This window comes from Stenotrophomonas maltophilia, from assembly GCF_047497515.2.
In the GTDB taxonomy this organism is placed as follows: Bacteria; Pseudomonadota; Gammaproteobacteria; order Xanthomonadales; family Xanthomonadaceae; genus Stenotrophomonas.
Map to the genome: position 1 here is coordinate 91,566 of NZ_JAXAXL020000007.1, position 18,158 is coordinate 109,723.

General features: G+C 66.5%; 14 protein-coding genes. 8 read left to right on the top strand and 6 right to left on the bottom strand.

Annotated features, from left to right (window positions below):
* Positions 1 to 28 precede the first annotated feature (28 nt).
* Positions 29 to 3,052 (bottom strand): outer membrane beta-barrel protein, encoded by a 3,024-nt coding sequence (locus tag ACMZPQ_RS11970; protein WP_197583050.1) that lies wholly within the window; start codon positions 3,050 to 3,052, stop codon positions 29 to 31.
* A gap of 51 nt (positions 3,053 to 3,103) precedes the next feature.
* On the bottom strand, positions 3,104 to 4,594 hold the full coding sequence (locus ACMZPQ_RS11975) for a transglutaminase-like domain-containing protein (protein ID WP_197583049.1): 1,491 nt from the start codon (positions 4,592 to 4,594) through the stop codon (positions 3,104 to 3,106).
* A gap of 132 nt (positions 4,595 to 4,726) precedes the next feature.
* Here ACMZPQ_RS11975 and ACMZPQ_RS11980 point away from each other — a divergent pair, with 132 nt between their 5' ends.
* From ACMZPQ_RS11980 to ACMZPQ_RS12010, 7 genes are all read left to right on the top strand, one after another.
* On the top strand, positions 4,727 to 6,163 hold the full coding sequence (locus ACMZPQ_RS11980) for a C40 family peptidase (protein WP_197583048.1): 1,437 nt from the start codon (positions 4,727 to 4,729) through the stop codon (positions 6,161 to 6,163).
* Positions 6,164 to 7,258: a dipeptide epimerase gene (locus tag ACMZPQ_RS11985; protein WP_164242833.1), complete on the top strand. Its 1,095-nt coding sequence runs from the start codon at positions 6,164 to 6,166 to the stop codon at positions 7,256 to 7,258.
* A 379-nt stretch (positions 7,259 to 7,637) separates the two neighbouring features.
* Complete coding sequence (locus tag ACMZPQ_RS11990; protein WP_197583047.1) at positions 7,638 to 8,486, top strand: SIS domain-containing protein; 849 nt, start codon at positions 7,638 to 7,640, stop codon at positions 8,484 to 8,486.
* A 15-nt stretch (positions 8,487 to 8,501) separates the two neighbouring features.
* Entirely contained in the window at positions 8,502 to 9,263 is a 762-nt protein-coding gene (locus ACMZPQ_RS11995) for a L,D-transpeptidase family protein (protein WP_197583046.1), read from the top strand.
* Entirely contained in the window at positions 9,260 to 10,561 is a 1,302-nt protein-coding gene (locus ACMZPQ_RS12000) for an APC family permease (RefSeq protein ID WP_049444533.1), read from the top strand. Before ACMZPQ_RS11995 ends, ACMZPQ_RS12000 begins: the two co-directional genes overlap by 4 nt.
* A gap of 108 nt (positions 10,562 to 10,669) precedes the next feature.
* Positions 10,670 to 11,011 (top strand): hypothetical protein, encoded by a 342-nt coding sequence (locus ACMZPQ_RS12005; RefSeq protein ID WP_053448598.1) that lies wholly within the window; start codon positions 10,670 to 10,672, stop codon positions 11,009 to 11,011.
* A 145-nt stretch (positions 11,012 to 11,156) separates the two neighbouring features.
* The gene (locus tag ACMZPQ_RS12010) at positions 11,157 to 12,326 is read left to right on the top strand and encodes a PQQ-dependent sugar dehydrogenase (RefSeq protein WP_197583045.1); all 1,170 of its coding nucleotides are present in this window, start codon (positions 11,157 to 11,159) and stop codon (positions 12,324 to 12,326) included.
* A gap of 80 nt (positions 12,327 to 12,406) precedes the next feature.
* Here the strand turns inward: ACMZPQ_RS12010 and ACMZPQ_RS12015 are convergent, their stop codons facing one another.
* The 4 genes from ACMZPQ_RS12015 to folB form a co-directional block, all read right to left on the bottom strand.
* Complete coding sequence (locus ACMZPQ_RS12015; protein WP_197583307.1) at positions 12,407 to 12,976, bottom strand: hypothetical protein; 570 nt, start codon at positions 12,974 to 12,976, stop codon at positions 12,407 to 12,409.
* Between the two features lie 143 nt (positions 12,977 to 13,119).
* Positions 13,120 to 15,294 carry a glycoside hydrolase family 3 N-terminal domain-containing protein gene (locus ACMZPQ_RS12020; RefSeq protein ID WP_197583306.1) on the bottom strand — a complete coding sequence of 725 codons (2,175 nt, stop codon included), beginning with the start codon at positions 15,292 to 15,294 and terminating at the stop codon, positions 13,120 to 13,122.
* A gap of 128 nt (positions 15,295 to 15,422) precedes the next feature.
* Complete coding sequence (locus ACMZPQ_RS12025) at positions 15,423 to 16,694, bottom strand: mechanosensitive ion channel family protein (protein WP_197583305.1); 1,272 nt, start codon at positions 16,692 to 16,694, stop codon at positions 15,423 to 15,425.
* A gap of 87 nt (positions 16,695 to 16,781) precedes the next feature.
* Positions 16,782 to 17,135, bottom strand: a complete 354-nt coding sequence (gene folB, locus ACMZPQ_RS12030; protein WP_049441413.1) for a dihydroneopterin aldolase — start codon at positions 17,133 to 17,135, stop codon at positions 16,782 to 16,784.
* 363 nt (positions 17,136 to 17,498) lie between these two features.
* On the opposite strand from folB, the gene ACMZPQ_RS12035 reads away from it, so the two are divergent.
* Positions 17,499 to 18,158: a hypothetical protein gene (locus tag ACMZPQ_RS12035; protein WP_197583308.1), complete on the top strand. Its 660-nt coding sequence runs from the start codon at positions 17,499 to 17,501 to the stop codon at positions 18,156 to 18,158.

An 18,158-nucleotide genomic window follows, 5' to 3' on the forward strand; every position in this document is an offset into this window, starting at 1 on the left:
GCGCTCGACGCTATACGCGGCGCTGGCTTCAGAAGTTCCAGGTCACCACCAGCTGGGTATAGCGCGGCGCTTGCCAGCGTGTGCCGGTAGCAAAGGTCGCCTCGCGATACTGGCCGGGCTGTGCTTCATAGCGCTGGTGCACGTTGATGGTCTTCTGGTTGTTGAGCAGGTTGTACACCGACAACCGGGCGCTGAGGTCGATACCTTCCACCGGCAGGCGCCAGGTCACATTGGCGCCCATGGTCCAGGTCCAAGGCAGGCGACCAAACGCGCCGCGTGGGCTGTACTCGAACTGGCGCTGGTTATAGGGGCCCGAACAATTGGCCACGCACAGCCAGCCAGTGCCGCCGCCGCTGCCTTCGCTGGAGGTGCTGCCGCCGGCGATGGAGTCGTTCGGCCACATCACGCCGTAGGCTGTGATCGGGCCACCGGACTGCACCTGCAGGGTGGTGCCGAACGACCACTGCTTGTTCAGCGCATACGCAGCGCGAAGCTTGAACTGGTGGCGGAAATCGTTGAACAGCACGCCATAGCGCTCGTTGGTGGCCGGATGATCCCAGAACTGCACCATGCCGGTATCACCGTAGTTGGTATCGGAGTTCACCGGCCCTTCGAAGTTGCCCTCGCTCTTGGACCACAGGTAGGACGCGTTGAACATCCACTTCTCGTCCCACGCGCGATCAATCTGGAATTCCAGTGCCTTGTATGTGCGCTTGGGCTTGGAGTACCCGATCACCTCGCCGCTGCCGCCCTTGCGATAGCCGCTGTTGGCAGTATCGATGGTGATCCAGCCTTCGTTGGCGCAGCCGATGCTCTTGTCACCCCAGATCGTCAGGCTCTCGCCCGGTTTGGCGATCGGCCACAGCGTGCTCGGCGTCGGGCCGCACGGCGTGTAGTTGATGCGGATGTCATCCAGCGCACGGGTCATGCGCCGATAGGTGGCGTTGACGCCCCAGGACCAGGCCTGGTTGATCATGTTCTGGAAGCCCAGGATGTACTCGTCCTGGTAGACCGCCTTCAGGTCGCGGTCCACGCTCTGGCGCAGGTCGGCACCACCGGTATTCATGCGGGTGTCGGTCGGCCCGATCTGCGGGCCAACGATTGGTGCCATGTACGGCGATCCGGTCGGCGAGGTTTTCTGTTCCCAGCCATTGAGCACGTAGTAGCTGTATTCGTCGGTCAGGCCGCCAGCGAAGTTCACGTTGATGTTGTTGGTGACCGGCAGGTAGTAGCGGCCGGCATTGCCGAACAGTTTGGTGCTGCCATCGCCACGCATGTCCCACGAGAAGCCGACGCGCGGTGCGATCAAGTCGTCCATCTTGATGAACGCCTTGCCGGCAGCGGTGCGGTTTTCGAAGCGGTCCCAGCGCACGCCGAGGTTCAGCATCAGGTTCGGGGTGATGTTCCAGATGTCTTCCAGGTAGAAGGCATTGGCCTCGGTTTCGAACGTACCACCCGACTTGCGGTTGCGTGCGCGCAGCATTTCGGTGACACCCGCCGGCACGTAGGCGTTGGCACCATCCCACACTTCATCGCCGGGACGCGCCACGTAGGCGGTGTAGCTCAGCTCGGTCGGACCCGGGTAGCGGGTGGACTGCTTGGTGGTCATCAACTCCCGGTCCACACCGAAGCGCAGCAGGTGGTCACCGAGCTGCCATTCGAAGTCCAGGCGCGCCACGTCGCGGGTGTCGTCGCGCTCTGCCACCGCCGCACCGGTCGGATGGCAGCCCGCCCGCAGCCCGTTCAACTTGCCCAGCAGCGGCCCGTACGTGGCGTCGGTGAACACCGGGCTGCAGGCCTGGTCCAGCGACGAGTTGGTGAACGCACGCTGGTTGTTCTGGCCGACCATGGCGCGCGCGGTGAAGTTCTGGCCGAAGTGGCCGGTGTAGGTAGCCGACCAGTTGCGGCCCCCGGTCTCGGTGACCGAGTCACCGCCCCAGGCACCGAGCCGGTCGGCATTCCAGTTGTAGCCGTACGAGGCATTGGTGACGTCGCCCTCGTCGGAGAACGCCAGCAGTGCCAGGCTGTGGTTGTCGTTGATGTTCCAGTCCAGCTTGGTGCCCCAGAAGCCGTTGCCCGAGTCGTTCTTGAACCAGGTGCTGCCATCGGACGAGGTGTTGTGCCCCTTGTCGCTGCGGTCTTCGTACATCGCGAACAGGAACAGCTTGTCCTTGATGATCGGCCCCGAACCCCAGACGTTGGTCTTCAGGAACGAGTTGTTGTCGCGGCTGCCATAGGAATGCGGAGTGCCATCGCGGTGGAAATGATCCCCGCCGCTGGCACGCCACGCGCTGGGCTCGGCGGTGACTTCCACGCCGCCTTCGAAGTCATTGCTGCCCGAGCGGGTAACGGCATTGATCACGCCGCCTGTTGAGCGGCCGAACTCGACCGAGTAGCCGCCGGTCTTGACCTGGAACTCGTTGAAGAAAGCAAACGGCGCTGTGCTGAAGCCACGACGGGTATACATGTCGGTGACGTTCAGGCCATTGATGAAGACCGCATTCTCGGCCACCGATGAACCGGCGAAGGACAGGCCACCAAAGGACGAGTTGCCCCCCACCACGCCCGGCGCCATCAGCGCCACCGCGGACAGATCCTGGGCCACCGGCAGCCGCGAGATTTCCTGGCGGTTGATGTTGAACGAGGTTTCGGTGGAGTAGACATCCACGCGATTGACCACGCGGGTACCGACCACCTGCAGTGCGTCAAGATTGGTGACGCCACCGCCACTGGCCAGATTGACCGTGGTGGTACCGCCGACGGCAACGCTCACCGATACCTGATCGCCCAGCTTCTGCCCATCACGGCTGAGCTGCAGCTGGTAGTCACCCACCGGCAGCTGGCCGAGGCGGTAGCTGCCATCGCTGCCAACGGTGACGGTGCGGGTTAGGCCGGTACTGCTGCTGACCACGGTGACCTGGTCACCGGCAGTTGCACGGCCGGCGACCGCGCCACTCACGTTCTGCGCCATCGCGATGCCGGGCAGCATTACGCCCAGACACGCCCCAAGGGCGACGCACAGCGCCGCCCGCTTGATGCTGTAAGCCTTCATCCCCTGCTCTCTCCTGCAAGAATTGAATGGTGTGGAGTGTGATGTGTCGCGCTAGCGTTGCCTGGCTGGCAGTACCCGCCACTGGAAGTCGTAGCTCCATTGGTCGAAGTACAGGTTGCCGCCTGCCCACTCGGCCTCGCCGCGCTGCGAGTCGACCGTTTCCGAGCGGAAGTGCTGTTTGGCCGGCACCAAGGGCTGGCCGAAATCATCGTTGAAGGCAATGCGGTAGCCGTCGAGGCCACCCAGGTAGAAGTCGCGCAGGGCCGGCACGTCGCTGGCCAATGCGCCGGTGGTCACGTCCATCGGCAGCCAGCCATACGGCGCCAGGTAGACCTGCCCCCAGTCGTGCAGGTTGTCGTAGCCACTGCCGTCGCCGGAGAACACCATGCCCGACTGCCAGCGCGCGGGAATGCCGTTCATGCGCAGCAGTGCGATCAACAGCAATGTCTGCTGGCCGCAGTCGGCATGGCCGGCGCGCAGCGCATAGTCGCTGATGTTGCTGAGCGTGGCGTATTCGCGTGCGCCCGCCCACGGAATGCGATCAACGGCGGCGAACAGCTTGCGCACCACCTCATACGGCCGCGTCTCGCCCTGCAACACCTGGTCGGAGAACAGCTTCAGTGCGGGAGTGAAGCGCACATGTGGCAGCTGCTCGGACAGGTAGGGTTGCAGCGCCGGATCGACCGGCGTCGGCTGCACCTTGGCCGGATCGATCGTGGTATGCCGGGCGAAGATCGTGACCGCGTAGCGGATCTCGAAGCGCGTCGGCTTGCCGGCTACGGCCTTGGCTTCCAGGTAGGCGGTGCGCTGCAGCGTGCTTGCCGGTGCCACGCGTGCCTTGCCCGGTGAGCTGCCCAGCCACTGCACCTGTTCCTGTTGGCCGGGAATCTCTCGCGGGTACGGAATCCAGGCGCGTACGAGCTCGCCGGCCGGCACCGCATCGGCTTTCACCGTGAGCGACTGGGTGAATTCGATGCGCTGCGGCAACACCGAGGCCTGGCCGCTCTGTTCGGCCGCGGCAAGCACGCGCGCGTGGTGGGCGTTGAGCACTTCGTTCGGGCCCGGTGCCGGCATCGGTGCATCCGCACGGCGGCGTGCACGCGCTTCGTCGCTGAGCAGGAACAGGTTCGACGGTGCGCGCTTGAAGTACCAGCGCGTGCCATCGATATCGAGGTGCTCGATCAGGCCGAGTTGATCCCAGCGCGCGAATTCCTCGTCGGTCAGGTCCGGAATCCAGCGCCGCACGGCGGCCTTGGCGGCGGCTTCGTCGAGGGAAAAATCCAGGCGGATGCGCCGCATGCGTTCTTCCTGGAACGCGATGTCATCGAAACTGACGCCCGGTTCCGCCGCATCAGCCGCCGACCAGGTATTCAGCTCGCCATGGGCTTCGGAGAACCGTCCCGCGTCGATCATCTGCACGACGCGCGCGAACTGGATGGCCGAGGGTGGCGGCTCCGCGCCCGCCGACCACGCCCACAGCAGCAGCGCGGCCCCCAGGCCGGCAGCAGCAGTCAGACGCGGTTTGCGAACGGCAGGATCCACAGCGACACTTCCCCAGCGCGGGTGGTAACGGCTGTGTAACACGGGCCGGGATGCCGGTCAATAATTTATTCTTGATTTCGCAGCCTAAAGGAATAAATATTCCAACAGGCATTCGAGGAGGGTGTGCAGCGCATGATCCTGGCTTCCCGCGAACGGCACCGGCATTGGCCGCGCCACTTGACCCTGGCGCTGTGCCTGCTGGCGGCGCCGGCCTTTGCGCAGACCGCCCCGGCACCCGATCCGGGCACACCGCTTCCCTATGTGATCGGCCTGCACGAGGCCTACCTGACGCCCCAGTACTGGGCGGCGCGGCTGGGCAACGCCGATGCGCCGATCCTGGACCGCGCGCAGATTGACGCGCAGAACGCGCGGATGCGGGCGCAGGACCGCCATATCCAGGACATCGCCGCACTGCCTGCGCAGCTGGATGCGGCGGCGGTGCGCGGCAGCATCACCGCATTGTCGAGCTGGCCCACGCGCGCCCTCTACAACGACAAGGGCCAGTCCATCACACCGGCACTGCGCCGCGCGATCGAAGCCAACCTCGGGCTGGAGGCGATTCCCGCGCAGGTAGCGCCGCAGTATGGGCTGGTGGTGAAGCGTGCCGCGCTGCGCACCTTCCCCACCCGCGAGCGCGTCTTCAGCACTGCCGGTGACACCGACATCGACCGATTCCAGGAATCGGCGCTGTTCCCCGGCGACAAGGTGGCCGTGGTCCATCGCAGTGCCGATGGCCGCTGGCTGTTCGTGCACAGCGAGCGCTACAGCGCGTGGATCGAGGCCGACGCGATTGCCAGTGGTGACAAGGCCACGGTACTCGGCTACGGCGCACAGGGGCCCTACCGCATCGTCACCGGCGCCACCGCGCAGACCGCCTACACCCCGGAAGAACCGCGCGTGTCGCGCCTGCAGCTGGACATGGGCGTGCGCCTGCCGGTGCTGGCCGACTGGCCCGCTGCTACGCCGGTAAACGGGCAACAAGCGCATGCCTCGTGGGTGGTGCAGCTGCCGGTACGCGAGGCCGATGGTCGCCTGAAGCTGGTGCCGGCGCTGCTGCCGCGTTCGCAGGACACCGCCGCCGACTACCTGCCGCTGACCCCGCGCCTGCTGCTGCAGCAGGCCTTCAAATTCCTCGGCGAGCGCTACGGCTGGGGCCACGACTACGACACCCGCGACTGCAGTGGGTTCGTCTCGGAGATCTACCGCAGCTTCGGCGTGCTGCTGCCGCGCAATACCAGCGCGCAGGCGGTCAGCCCCGCGCTGGACCGCCTGCCGTTCACCGACAAGGACAAAAAGGCCGTGCGCGATCGCGCCGTCACCGATCTGCAGGTGGGTGATCTGGTCTACATTCCGGGCCACGTGATGATGGCCATAGGCCACGTCGACGGCCGCACCTGGGTCATCCACGATACGGCGGGCGGCAGCTGGTTCGGTGCCGACGGCACGCGTGTGCAGGCCCATCTCAATGGTGTTTCGGTGACGCCGCTGGAGCCGATGATGGCCAGCGACAGCGTCCGCTACATCGACCGCATCACCAACATCCAGCGCCTGCGAGCCAAGACTCCCTGAATGAAGATCACCGCCATCGAACTGGGCATGCTGCGCGTGCCGCTGAAGACGCCGTTCAAGACCGCCCTGCGCACGGTGGAGACCGTGGAGGATGTGGTGGTGCTGATCCGCACCGACACCGGCCACACCGGTTATGGCGAAGCGCCTGCCACGGCAGTGATCACCGGCGATACCCATGGCTCGATCATCGAAGCGATCCGCCACTTCATCGCACCGCGCCTGATCGGCCAGGAGGTGGCCAACCTCAACCGGCTGTGCGGGCTGGTGCAGAGCGCGATGGAGCGCAACACCAGTGCCAAAGCCGCGGTGGAAATCGCGCTGTACGACCTGTGGGCGCAGCTGCATGGCGCGCCGTTGTACCAGATGCTTGGCGGCGGCGACCCGGTGATCACCACCGACATCACCATCAGCGTGGACTACATCGACAAGATGGTGGCCGACTCGCTGTCGGCGATCGAACGCGGCTTCGAGTCGCTGAAGATCAAGGTCGGCAAGGACATCGGCCTGGACATCGAACGGGTCAAGGCGATCCATGCCGCCGTCGAGGGCCGCGCCCTGCTGCGCCTCGACGCCAACCAGGGCTGGACCGCCAAGCAGGCGGTGCATGCGATGCGCACGCTGGAAGAAGCCGGCGTGGTGCTGGAACTGCTGGAGCAGCCGGTGAAAGCCGCCGACATCAGCGGCCTGAAGTACGTCACCGACCGGGTCAATACGCCGGTGATGGCCGACGAGAGTGTGTTCAGCCCGAGCCAGGTGATGGACCTGATCCAGCAGCGCGCAGCGGACATCATCAACATCAAACTGATGAAGACCGGCGGCCTTTCCAATGCGATCCGCATTGCCGACATCGCCGGCATCTACGGTGTGCCGTGCATGATCGGCTGCATGATCGAGTCGAGCATCAGCGTGGCCGCCGCGGTGCACCTGGCGGTGGCCAAGAGCGATGTGATCACCAAGGTCGATCTGGACGGCCCGTCGCTGGGCCAGTTCGACCCGGTCAGTGGCGGCGTACATTTCAACGAATCGGAGATCAGCATCAGCGACGTGCCGGGATTGGGCATCACCGAAGTGCGGGGGCTGGAGATGCTGGGGTGATCTCTGCCTTGCGGCCGGCCTGGCGTACGACTGACGTTGGGTCGGGCGTTACCTTTCTTGATGACGCACATCCTTGTGCGTCACCCTGCGGGCCGGCAATGCCGTTCCGCCCTGCTCCTGCAGTGCGGTCTGCGGAAAGAACCAAAAGAAACGCTCCGCCGGCCGCGAGCCGACGTGCTGCGCACGTCGGTGCCCTGCGCTTGAAGGCGGACTCAACGTCAACAGCACCCACCGTCCCCAGTAGATCCACGCCATGCGTGGATGCACCTGCTCCTGCCCTACCCCGCAACCCCTTCGCGGCTGGCACGCGCCCGACCCATTCCATGACACGCTCTACGCTGCCAACCGCAACGCCTTTGCAGACACCCGGACACCCCGCATGCCGCCCCTGCTGAAGATCCGTTCCGAGCGCGGGCAGATGTCGGCCATCGAACGCCGCATCGCCGACTTCATCCTCGACAACGCCCACCTGCTGCGCGATTACTCGTCCCAGCAGCTGGCCAGCGCACTGGGCATCAGCCAGTCCAGCGTGGTGAAGTTCAGCCAGAAGCTCGGCTTCAAGGGCTACCCGGACCTGAAGTATTCCATCGGCCAGGACGTCGCGCGCGCAGGTGCCGATCCACAACAGGCCCCCAGCGAACCCGACAGCGGCGACGACTACCTGCGACTGGGAGAGAGCTTGCGCCGCAGCAAGGCGCAGGCCGAAGAGGAAACCCGCCAGGCCAATCCGCGCGAGGAGATCGAGCGCATCGTGCAGCTGCTCGACGGCGCGCCGAAACTGTTCATTTACGGGCTGGGGGATGACGGCCTGTATGCCCGCGAGTTCGCCATGCGGCTGTCACTGCTCGGCCTGCTGGTAGTGCCGCATACCGACCCGATCCTGATGCTGGCCAACCTGTCGGCGGCGCGCCCGGGCGATGTGCTGCTGGTGTTCTCCGAGTTCGGCAACCTGCCGCAGCTCGCGCAGCTGTCACGGCAGTTCCAGGACATGGGTGGCAAGGTGATTTCCATCACCCGCCACACCGCCAACCCACTGCGCGCGCACGCCGACGCGGCACTGGTGGTGTGTGCGCACGACCGCGCGCCGCAGGTCGCACAGCTGCTGTACCGTAGCGCCATGCATGCCCTGCTGGATTTCCTGTTCGTGCTGCTCTGCCACGCCAATCCAGACCGCCAGCAGCAGCTGGCGGTGAACCTGGAGCGGATCGACCACCTGCTGGATTCCTGACCGGAGCGCATGTTGATGAAATCGCTGGTCCGTCTTGCCGCCTCTGCGCTGCTGCTTGCTGCGGCTCTATCCGTTCATGCCGCGCCGCTGGACGGCGCGCGCCAGTTGATCGTGGTCACCAGCGAAGGCTGGGACAGCACCCAGGGCCAACTGCAGGCCTATGTACGCGACGGCAAGGGTTGGCACCCGCATGGGCAACCGTTCCCGGTGGCACTGGGTCGCACCGGCAGCGCATGGGGGTTGGGCCTGCATCCGGCACAGGCCGACGGTCCGCAGAAACAGGAAGGCGACGGCCGCAGTCCGGCCGGCGTGTTCGCGCTCGGCAGCGCGTTCGGCTACGCCATCACCCGCCCCGGCACCGCGATGCCGTACCAGCCGATGCTCGACAGCAGCTATTGCATGGACGTGCCGGCGTCGCCGTTCTACAACCGCATCGTCGACGCGAAGAAGGTCGGCAAGGCAGCCGTGGAAGGTTCCACCGAGCCGATGCGGCTGGACCTGCACAACAAGGGCGACGTGCGCTACCAGCAGGGCTTCGTGATCGCCCACAACCCGGACAACCAGCCCGGCAAGGGCAGCTGCATCTTCGCCCACCTCTGGCGCCAGCCGGGCGAAGCGACGGCCGGCTGCACCGCCATGCCGCTGGCGCGCATGCAGGCGCTGCTGGACTGGCTGCGGCCGCAGGACACGCCGCGCTTCGTGCTGCTGCCGCGTGCCGAGTACCAGCGCCTGCAGGCGCAGTGGCAGCTGCCCGCACTGAGCGGAGACGCCCGTTGAGCGCGCAGGACGAACCGCAGCTGCAGCGCGCGGTCAGCCGCTGGCAGATCGTCGGCCTGTCGATCAACGATGTGATCGGCAGCGGCATCTACCTGCTGCCGGCCGCCACCGTCGCCCTGCTCGGCCCCTTCAGCTTGTGGGGCGTGGTCGCCGCCGGCATCGTCGTCGCGCTGCTGGTGCTGTGCTACGCGCAGGCCGCCAGCTACTTCGATGAGCCGGGTGGCAGCTACCTGTACGCGCGCGAAGCGTTCGGCCGCTTCGCCGGTTTCGAGATCGGCTGGATGATCTGGCTGACCCGCATCAGCTCGGCCGCGGCGCTCAGCAATGCGCTGGCCGATGCGGTCGCACGCTTCTGGCCGTGGGCTGGCGCCGGCATGGGTCGCATCGCGGTGATCGTGGTCTCGCTGGGCTTCCTCACCGGGGTCAACATCATCGGCGTGCGCTCGGCCGCGCGCACCGGCGTGGTACTGGTGATCGGCAAGATGTTGCCGCTGCTGCTGTTCGTGGCCATCGGCGCGTTCTACATTGATCCGCAGCTGGCATTCTCCGGCCAGCGCCCGGACCCGCACGACCTGCAGCGCATGGGCGAGGCCGCATTGCTGCTGCTGTACGCCTACGCCGGCTTCGAGAACATCCCGGCCGCCGCCGGCGAGTACCGCAATCCGCGCCGCGATATTCCGTTCGCGCTGATCACCATGATCATCACCGTTACCGTCATCTATGGTGCGGTACAGGTGGTGGCGCAGGGCACGCTGGCCGGTCTGTCCAGCTCGGCGACGCCGCTGGCCGACGCCGCCGCTGGCTTCGGTGGCGAAGCGCTGGCGCTGATCCTGACCATCGGTGCCACCATCTCCATCCTCGGCACCAACAGCAACACGATGATGATGGGTCCGCGCTTCCTGTTCGCGCTGGCCCGCGATGGCTACGGGCCGAAGATCCTGGCGCAGGTGCATCCGCGCTTCCATACCCCGGCCGCGTCGATCCTGTGCCAGGGCCTGATCGCGCTTGGCCTGGCGTTGTCCGGTTCGTTCGTGCAGCTGGCGCTGCTGTCGATGACCACGCGCCTGTTCGCCTACATCGGTACCGCCGCTGCGGTGCTGGTGCTGGCCAAGCGCTATGCCGACCGCCCGGGCGCGTTGAAACTGCCCGGCGGCCCGCTGATTCCGGTGCTGGCGCTGCTGCTGTGCCTGGCGCTGTTCGCCAGTGCCAGCTGGCAGAACATCGCCGCCGCGCTGGTGGCATTCGCCATCGGCGCGGTGATCTACAAACTGCCGCGCAAGGATGCCGACGCAGGGTGAACGGTGGCGCGCCCTGCCCAGCGGATTGATCTGGCGATCACGCTGCCGGCCCCGGCCGTTAACCCGCCCGCAGGCACGATCAGGCTTCGTCCACAACGGAGCCCTTCCATGACCGAATACCAGATTCCCGGCCGCGTACCGGACGACAGCACGCCGCGCGACGCGGTCAGCAACTTCTGGCGCGAGCGCTACACCGCCGAGCCGTACTACGACGACCAGCTGTTCTTCGAGGATTATGAACCGGCCTACCGCATCGGCCATGCGGCGCGTGCACAGGACATCATCCGCGCCTACGAGGAAGTGGAAGGCGAGCTGGAATCACGCTGGGCCAGCGAGCGCGGCCGCAGCCGCCTGGAATGGGCGCAGGCACGAAGCGCGGTGCGCCGGGGTTGGGAGGAGGCGGTCAACCTCGACCAGCGTCTGGACAAGGGCGTGCCGCGCGGTACTTGATCCAGCGACAGCCGTGGCAGAGCCGAGCCCTGCCCGGCTCTGCCCAGGCATTCACCTGTTCAGGACCTTCGGGCCACGACGGTCACCGCTCCAGTGGTATACAAGGGACAGCCCGGCCATCCGCATCCCCGCCCTGGAGATACCCATGACCCGCACGCCCCTGCTGCTCGCCCTCGGCCTGGTGCCGATCCTTGCCACCTCCGCCTGCAATGCTGCCGACCCGGCCGCCAACAGCGCCCAGGCCACTGCACCCGCGGCCGCCAGCGCCGCCGACCAACGCCCGTTCACCGCCACCGAAGTCAGTCGTTTCGACCAACCGTGGGCGATGACCTTCCTGCCCGACGGCAGCCTGCTGGTCACCGAGAAGCGCGGAAAGCTGCAGCATCTGGACCTGGCCAGCGGCCAGAAGCACGAAATCACCGGCGTGCCGAAGGTCGCCTATGGCGGCCAGGGCGGTTTCGGCGATGTGATCCTGCATCCGCAGTTCGCCCAAAACCACGTGATCTACCTCAGCTACGCCGAGGAAGGCACGCTGGATACCCGCGGTGCAGCCGTCGCCCGCGCCACGCTGGCGCTGGACGACAACGGCGCTGGCCAGCTGAAGGACCTGAAGGTGATCTGGCGGCAGACCCCCAAGGTCAGCGGTGAGGGCCACTATGGCCACCGCCTCGCCTTCGGCCCGGACGGCAAGCTGTGGATCAGCTCCAGCGAGCGGCAGAAATTCGATCCGGCGCAGGACATGAGCGGCAACCTGGGCAAGATCATCCGCCTCAACGACGATGGCAGCCTGCCCGCCGACAATCCGTTCGCCTCGCAGGGTGGCATCGCCGCACAGGTATGGTCGCTCGGCCACCGCAACATCCTCGGCATGGCCTTCGATGCCAACGGCAAGCTGTGGGCACACGAGATGGGCCCGGCCGGCGGCGACGAACTGAACCTGATCGTGCGCGGTGCCAACTACGGCTACCCGATCGTCTCCAATGGGGACCACTACGATGGCCGCCCGATTCCCAACCACGACACCCGTCCGGAATTCGCCGCGCCGAAGGTGACCTGGACGCCGGTGATCTCGCCGGCCGGCTTCGTGATCTACAGCGGAAACCTGTTCCCGCAGTGGAAGGGCAGCGGCTTCATCGGCGGCCTGTCCTCCACCTCGCTGGTGCGCGTGGCCTTCGACGGCGACAGCGCGCGCGAAGCCGAGCGCTTCAACATGGGCGAGCGCATCCGCGAAGTGGAACAGGGCCCGGATGGCGCGCTATGGCTGCTGGAAGACGGCAGCAAGGCACGCCTGCTGAAGCTCACCCCAAAGACCTGACGCCCGGTCGTGGGGGGGGGGGGGGGGGGGGGCCCCCCCTCGCCCCTACCCAACGGCCCCGCACGCGGGGCCGTTCTCGTTTACTGGATGGTGCCGACCTTGACCTCGGTTCGCGCACAGGCCTTGTCCAGGCACTCGCCGGTCAGCCAGACCTGGCCATCGCCGATCATCACGCCCTGCTGGTTGACGAACACCTTGCCGAAGTCCTGCTCGGACATCGCCTTGACCACCGCCGGGGTGACGATCTTCTCGTAGTTGCGCTGGAACTCGCCCGGGCCAGTGATCTTCTTTCCGCCGGCAATATTCAGCGGGAAGCGTACTTCCTCCACCACGGCCGCGCGGTCACCACCGACCACAGCGGTCTTGAACGCGTTGAACACCTTCTCGTACTGCGCGGCATCGCCCAGCACGCTGTCGATGCGCGCGCGTGCGTCGCCCTCTTCGGCCGCGGCGGGGGCGGAGTTTTCGCTGGCGTGTTCTGCTGCTGCCTGCGGTGCAGCGGCCGGGTCCGGCGTGGTGCTGGCTGCCGCTTCGGCCGGGGTGGAACCGGTCATCGGCGGCGGCGCATCGGCCGCAGGCTCGGCCGGCGGTGCCGGCCGCGAACAGGCGGCCAGCAGCAGGGCCGGAACAAGGAAAGCCATCTTGCGCATGCGCGAACTCCATCGGATCAAGGCCCCGATGGTAGCGCCGGGCCACGCCCGGCGTGTTCGTGCAATGTGAGCGCAGCAACGCCGGTTATGGCCCGGCGCTACCGCTTGCAGTAGATCCACGCCATGCGTGGATGTCGGCGCTATCAGCCCTTCAGCAGCTCGAACTGCACCGCTTCGCCAGCGGCCGACGAGGCGCACACCCAGACGTCGAACTGGCCTGGCTCGGCACGCAGCACGCCGTCGCGGCCGGTGAAGGCCAGCTGCTCGCGGGTCAGGGTGAACACGACCTCGGCCGACTCGCCCGGCTGCAATGCCACCTTGCGGAAGTCCTTGAGTTCACGCACCGGGCGCACGCGGCTGGCCACGCGGTCGTGGATGTACAACTGCACCACTTCCTCGCCCGCCACAGCACCGCTGTTGGTCAGCGTGGTGGTGAGGGTCAAGGTCTCGTCCCAGCCCAGCTGGGCCGCACTCAGCTGCGGCACGCCGTAGTCGAACGAGGTGTAGCCGATGCCGTGGCCGAACGGGTACAGCGGCTCGTTCGGAATCTCGCGCCAGCGTGCCTTGAACTCCGACATGGTCGGCAGCTCCGGGCGGCCGGTGCGCGGGTGGTTGTAGAAGTACGGCTGCTGGCCGGACACCTGCGGGAAGCTGACCGGCAGGCGGCCGGACGGGCTGTAATCGCCGAACAGCACATCGGCCACGGCATGGCCGGTCTGCGTGCCCAGGTACCAGGTCACCGCGACCGCCTGTGCATTGCGCACCGCGCCCTGCAGGGCCAGCGCGCGACCATTGCGCAGCAGCACCACCAGCGGCTTGCCGGTCATCGCCACGGCCTCGGCCAGCGCCTGCTGTGCCGGCGGCAGGGTGATCTCCACGCGCGACTGCGCTTCACCGCTGTAACGCTGCGGTTCGCCCAGCGCCAGCACCACCACGTCGGCGCGCAGCGCGGCGGCCACGGCCGCTTCGGTGCCCCCCGCAATCGCGGTTTCCAGCTCGCAGCCCGGCACGATCTCCAGCAGCGCTTCATCGCCGATGGCAGCGCGCACGCCGGTTTCCAGGTCCACATAGCGCTGCTTGTCGCCGAACAGCGTCCAGCAGCCTTCGATGTTCTCGCGGTCCTGCACGAACGGGCCGATCAGCGCGATCTTCTGCCCGTTCTTCTGCAGCGGCAGCACGTTGTCGCGGTTGTTCAGCAGCACGATCGAACGGCGCGCGGCATCGCGCGACAGTGCGTCATGCGCGGCGATGTGCGAGGTATCGGCTTCGCGCGCCGGGTCCAGCGAACGGTACGGGTCATCGAACAGGCCGATGGTTTCCTTCAGCCACAGGATGCGGCGCACGCCTTCATCCAGCACCGCCATCGGCACTTCGCCGCTCTCGACCAGGCCCGGCAGGTGCTCGGCGTAGAAGCCGCTCTGCATGCTCAGGTCCAGGCCGGCGGTGAACGCCTTGGCGGTGGCATCGCGGTCATCGGCGGCATAGCCGTGCGCGACCAGTTCCATGTCGGCGGTGTAATCGGAAATCACCACGCCCGGGAACTTCCACTCACCGCGCAGGATGTCGGTGAGCAGTTCGGCGTTGGCGCTGGCCGGTACGCCGTTGATGTCGTTGAACGAGGACATCACGGTGATCGCACCGGCATCGAAAGCAGCCTTGAACGGCGGCAGGTGCACGTCGCGCAGGGTCTGCGGCGAGATGTCCACCATGTTGTATTCCATGCCGGCCATCACCGCGCCATAGGCGGCGAAATGCTTGGGCGTGGCCAGCAGCGAATCGTCGGCGCGCAGGTCGCTGCCCTGGAAGCCGCGCACGCGGGCGGCGGCGAAGGCACAGCCCAGCACCACGTCCTCGCCGGCACCTTCGGCGCCGCGGCCCCAACGCTGGTCGCGGGCGATGTCCACGGCCGGCGCATAGGTCCAGTGCAGGCCGGCGGCGGTCGCCTCGATGGCGGTGGCGCGGGCGGTGCGCTCGGCCAGCTCCGGTTCGAAGCTGGCGGCCTCACCCAGCGGAATCGGGAACACGGTGCGCATGCCGTGGATGACGTCGGCGGCCAGGATCACCGGGATGCCCAGGCGGCTCTCCTCGGTGGCGACCTGCTGGATGCGGCGGCCCAGCTCGGCGCCGACACCATTGAACAGCGAGCCGACCTTGCCCTCGCGCACCTGCTGCAGCACCTGGTCGGCATTGCGCACGTTGGCTTCCGGGTTCACGTCCGGGGCGAACGGGCGGACCATGTCCGCGAAGACACCCAGCTGGCCGACCTTTTCCTCGACGGTCATCTGGGCAATGAGGGATTCGATGCGATCGGAGGCCACCAGCAGTCCTTGATGAAAACGTTTACAAGCCCGGCATTCTAGCGATCCCGAGCCATTTGGCGAGAGGTTTCGTCATTCAGTTTCAGGCTCCAGCCGGATCCGTACGGTCCGGCCGGAGGCCTCGCAGCTTACTCCGAGCCAGCCAACTGGCGCTGCCCGGCCATCAACATGGCATCGCTGGAGGCCTGGAACACGCGCAGCCCGAAGGCCGGCAGGATCGCCAGCAGGTGGTCGAAAATGTCCGACTGCACCGCCTCGTACTCGCCCCAGGCGGTGCTGCGGGTGAAGCAGTACAGCTCCAGCGGCAGGCCCTCGGTGGTCGGCTGCAGCTGCCGTACCAGCAGGGTCATATCGGTATGGATGCCCGGATGGCTGCGCAGGTAGCGCTCCACGTAGGCACGGAACGTGCCCAGGTTGGTCACCCGGCGGCTGTTGACCTCGGCCACGCCCTGTTCGCGCAGGCGCCCGTTCCACTGCCCCAGTTCCTGTTCCTTCTCTCGCAGGTAGTCGCCCAGCAGCGCGAACTGGCCGAGGAAGGCCAGGTCACCCTCGTCCAGGAAACCGACGCTGTGCTGGTCCAGGTACAGCGCGCGCTTGATCCGGCGGCCGCCGGCCTCCTGCATGCCGCGCCAGTTCTTGAACGACTCGGTCACCAGCTTCTTGGTCGGGATTGTGGTGATGGTCTTGTCGAAGTTCTGCACGGTCACGGTATGCAGCGCGATGTCGATGACATCGCCATCGGCGTTTTGGCTGGGCATTTCGATCCAGTCGCCGATGCGCACGCGGCCATCGCCACTGATCTGCACGCTGGCCACCAGCGACAGGATGGTGTCCTGGAAGATCAGCATCAGCACCGCCGTGGCCGCGCCGAGGCCGGTGACCAGGTAGCGCAGGTCGACCCCGGCCAGAGTGGCAACGATCGACAGGCCAGCGATCACGAAGATGACGATCTTGGCGACCTGCAGGTAGCCCTTGATCGGCTTGTTGCGTGCTTCAGGGCGACGCTCGTACAGGTCGTTGGCCGCATCCAGCGCATGCGAGATCGCCAGTACTACCGTCAGAATCGCCCACGCCTGGCAGGCGCCGATGATGAAGCCGACCAGGCCGGGCGGCAGATCGGGCACGATGCGGATGCCCGAGGCGATCACCTGGCTGGGCACCACGTTCGACAGCCGCGAGATCACCCGCATCAGATGGCTGCCACGACCGGTGTCAGCACCCGGCAGGCGGCTGAGCAGTCGCCGCAGCCCACGCAGCAGGATGCGCTTGGTCACCCAGTTGGCCAGGCCTGCTGCGACCAGCAGCGCCGTGATCATCAACGCCAGGTAGGCGCCGGGATAGGGTTCCAGTGTGTTCTGCAGCTTTTCCAGCCACTGTACCGCCACCACCGCGTCCACCATCGGTTGTCTCCTTCCTTCTTTGCTGTTGAGGTTGCCGGCCAGCGGCCGGCACTACCAGATTACGAGCCAGCGGCCGGCACTACCGGGTCAGTCCCGCGCGCGTTCGATGATTACGCCCACCGCGCGTGCGCCGCGCACCGCGCCCGGCTTGCTCAGCTTCAGGCGCAGCCACTTCACGTCGAACTCGTCCAGCACGATCTGCGCGCAGCGCTCGGCCAGGGTCTCGACCAGGCCGAACTCCGACTCACGCACGAACTGCTCCAGGCGCTTGCTCACCGCCTTGTAGTTCAAGGTGTGGGCAATGTCGTCGGTGGCTGCGGGGCGACGGTTGTCGAAGCCCATTTCCAGGTCGAACACCAGGTCCTGGCGGATCCGTCGTTCCCAATCGTAGATGCCGATCAGGGCGTCGATCGTCAGCCCCTCGATGAAAACCTTGTCCATTGCGGTTACCAGCCGAATACAGGCAACCATGGTAACGGCACGGCGGTGAGCCTGCCCGGAACGGGCGGTGGGCGGCCGGCAGGGACGCAGCTCCAGAAAAAGCAAAGGGCCCTGCCAGCAGGGCCCTTTGGTCCTACATTTGTCCCCGGGGGGAGCTTTCTCAAGCCGCGAGTCCCGGTGGCGCAGGTGCCCAGACTAGCCAGCAATCAAAAGGTGGGTCAAGGCCAATCCCGACAACGCAGACCCTCGTGTTCGCCCTGGCCGAAACGCGGGGAACTGGCCACGCACGCAAGGAGGTTTCCTGATGGTGGCCGACTCGATCCCTCGACAACCTGCGTCTTCCCTTCACCACCGCACATCACGATGGCTGCATACGATGCATTGAGGCGCGCGTTGTCAGCGGAGCGACTGTCGACCTACGAAAGAATCGCATCAACCTGCGGCGCTGACGTTACTGCCGAATCCCTGTACGTGTGGAACATGCGGATGTGCGGCGCGCTGATGATGCCGGTCCACCTGTGCGAAGTGGTCATTCGCAATGCAGCGGCATCGGCATTGGCCCGACAGCACGGTCCGCGGTGGCCTTGGAACGACGCCTTCCGACGCAGGCTACCGGCCTCTTCCTCCACCTCATCCAGAGCCGCGCTGGAACAGCTCGCCAGCCGCGCGAAAGACACACCCGAGATCGTGGCCGACCTGCCGATGGTGTTCTGGCAGCAGCTCTTCACCTGCCGTTTCGACGCCACGCTGTGGGTACCTGCACTTGCCCAGGTGCTGCGTCATGCAACGGCGGCACATCCCAGTGTGACCAGGAAGGCCATCCACGCGGACATTGGGCGCATCCGCCACCTGCGCAGCCGCATCGCCCATCACGAGCCGATCCTGGAACGTGACATCGGCGCCGACCTGGCCGCGATCGGGCGGCTGATCCATGCCCGCTGCCCGCATACGCTGGGCTGGCTGCAGCGCCACGAGCGGGCCACGATCGTGTTGGCGGCATCGCCGTTGGGCGTGCGCCCGTAG

Excerpts from the sequence above, each read along its gene's own strand:
- ACMZPQ_RS11970 (WP_197583050.1), bottom strand. The coding sequence starts at position 3,052 with ATGAAGGCTTACAGCATCAAGCGGGCGGCGCTGTGCGTCGCCCTTGGG.
- ACMZPQ_RS11980 (WP_197583048.1), top strand. The coding sequence starts at position 4,727 with ATGATCCTGGCTTCCCGCGAACGGCACCGGCATTGGCCGCGCCACTTG.
- ACMZPQ_RS11985 (WP_164242833.1), top strand. The coding sequence starts at position 6,164 with ATGAAGATCACCGCCATCGAACTGGGCATGCTGCGCGTGCCGCTGAAG.
- ACMZPQ_RS11990 (WP_197583047.1), top strand. The coding sequence starts at position 7,638 with ATGCCGCCCCTGCTGAAGATCCGTTCCGAGCGCGGGCAGATGTCGGCC.
- ACMZPQ_RS11995 (WP_197583046.1), top strand. The coding sequence starts at position 8,502 with ATGAAATCGCTGGTCCGTCTTGCCGCCTCTGCGCTGCTGCTTGCTGCG.
- ACMZPQ_RS12005 (WP_053448598.1), top strand. The coding sequence starts at position 10,670 with ATGACCGAATACCAGATTCCCGGCCGCGTACCGGACGACAGCACGCCG.
- ACMZPQ_RS12010 (WP_197583045.1), top strand. The coding sequence starts at position 11,157 with ATGACCCGCACGCCCCTGCTGCTCGCCCTCGGCCTGGTGCCGATCCTT.
- ACMZPQ_RS12015 (WP_197583307.1), bottom strand. The coding sequence starts at position 12,976 with ATGCGCAAGATGGCTTTCCTTGTTCCGGCCCTGCTGCTGGCCGCCTGT.
- ACMZPQ_RS12025 (WP_197583305.1), bottom strand. The coding sequence starts at position 16,694 with ATGGTGGACGCGGTGGTGGCGGTACAGTGGCTGGAAAAGCTGCAGAAC.
- folB (WP_049441413.1), bottom strand. The coding sequence starts at position 17,135 with ATGGACAAGGTTTTCATCGAGGGGCTGACGATCGACGCCCTGATCGGC.
- ACMZPQ_RS12035 (WP_197583308.1), top strand. The coding sequence starts at position 17,499 with ATGGCTGCATACGATGCATTGAGGCGCGCGTTGTCAGCGGAGCGACTG.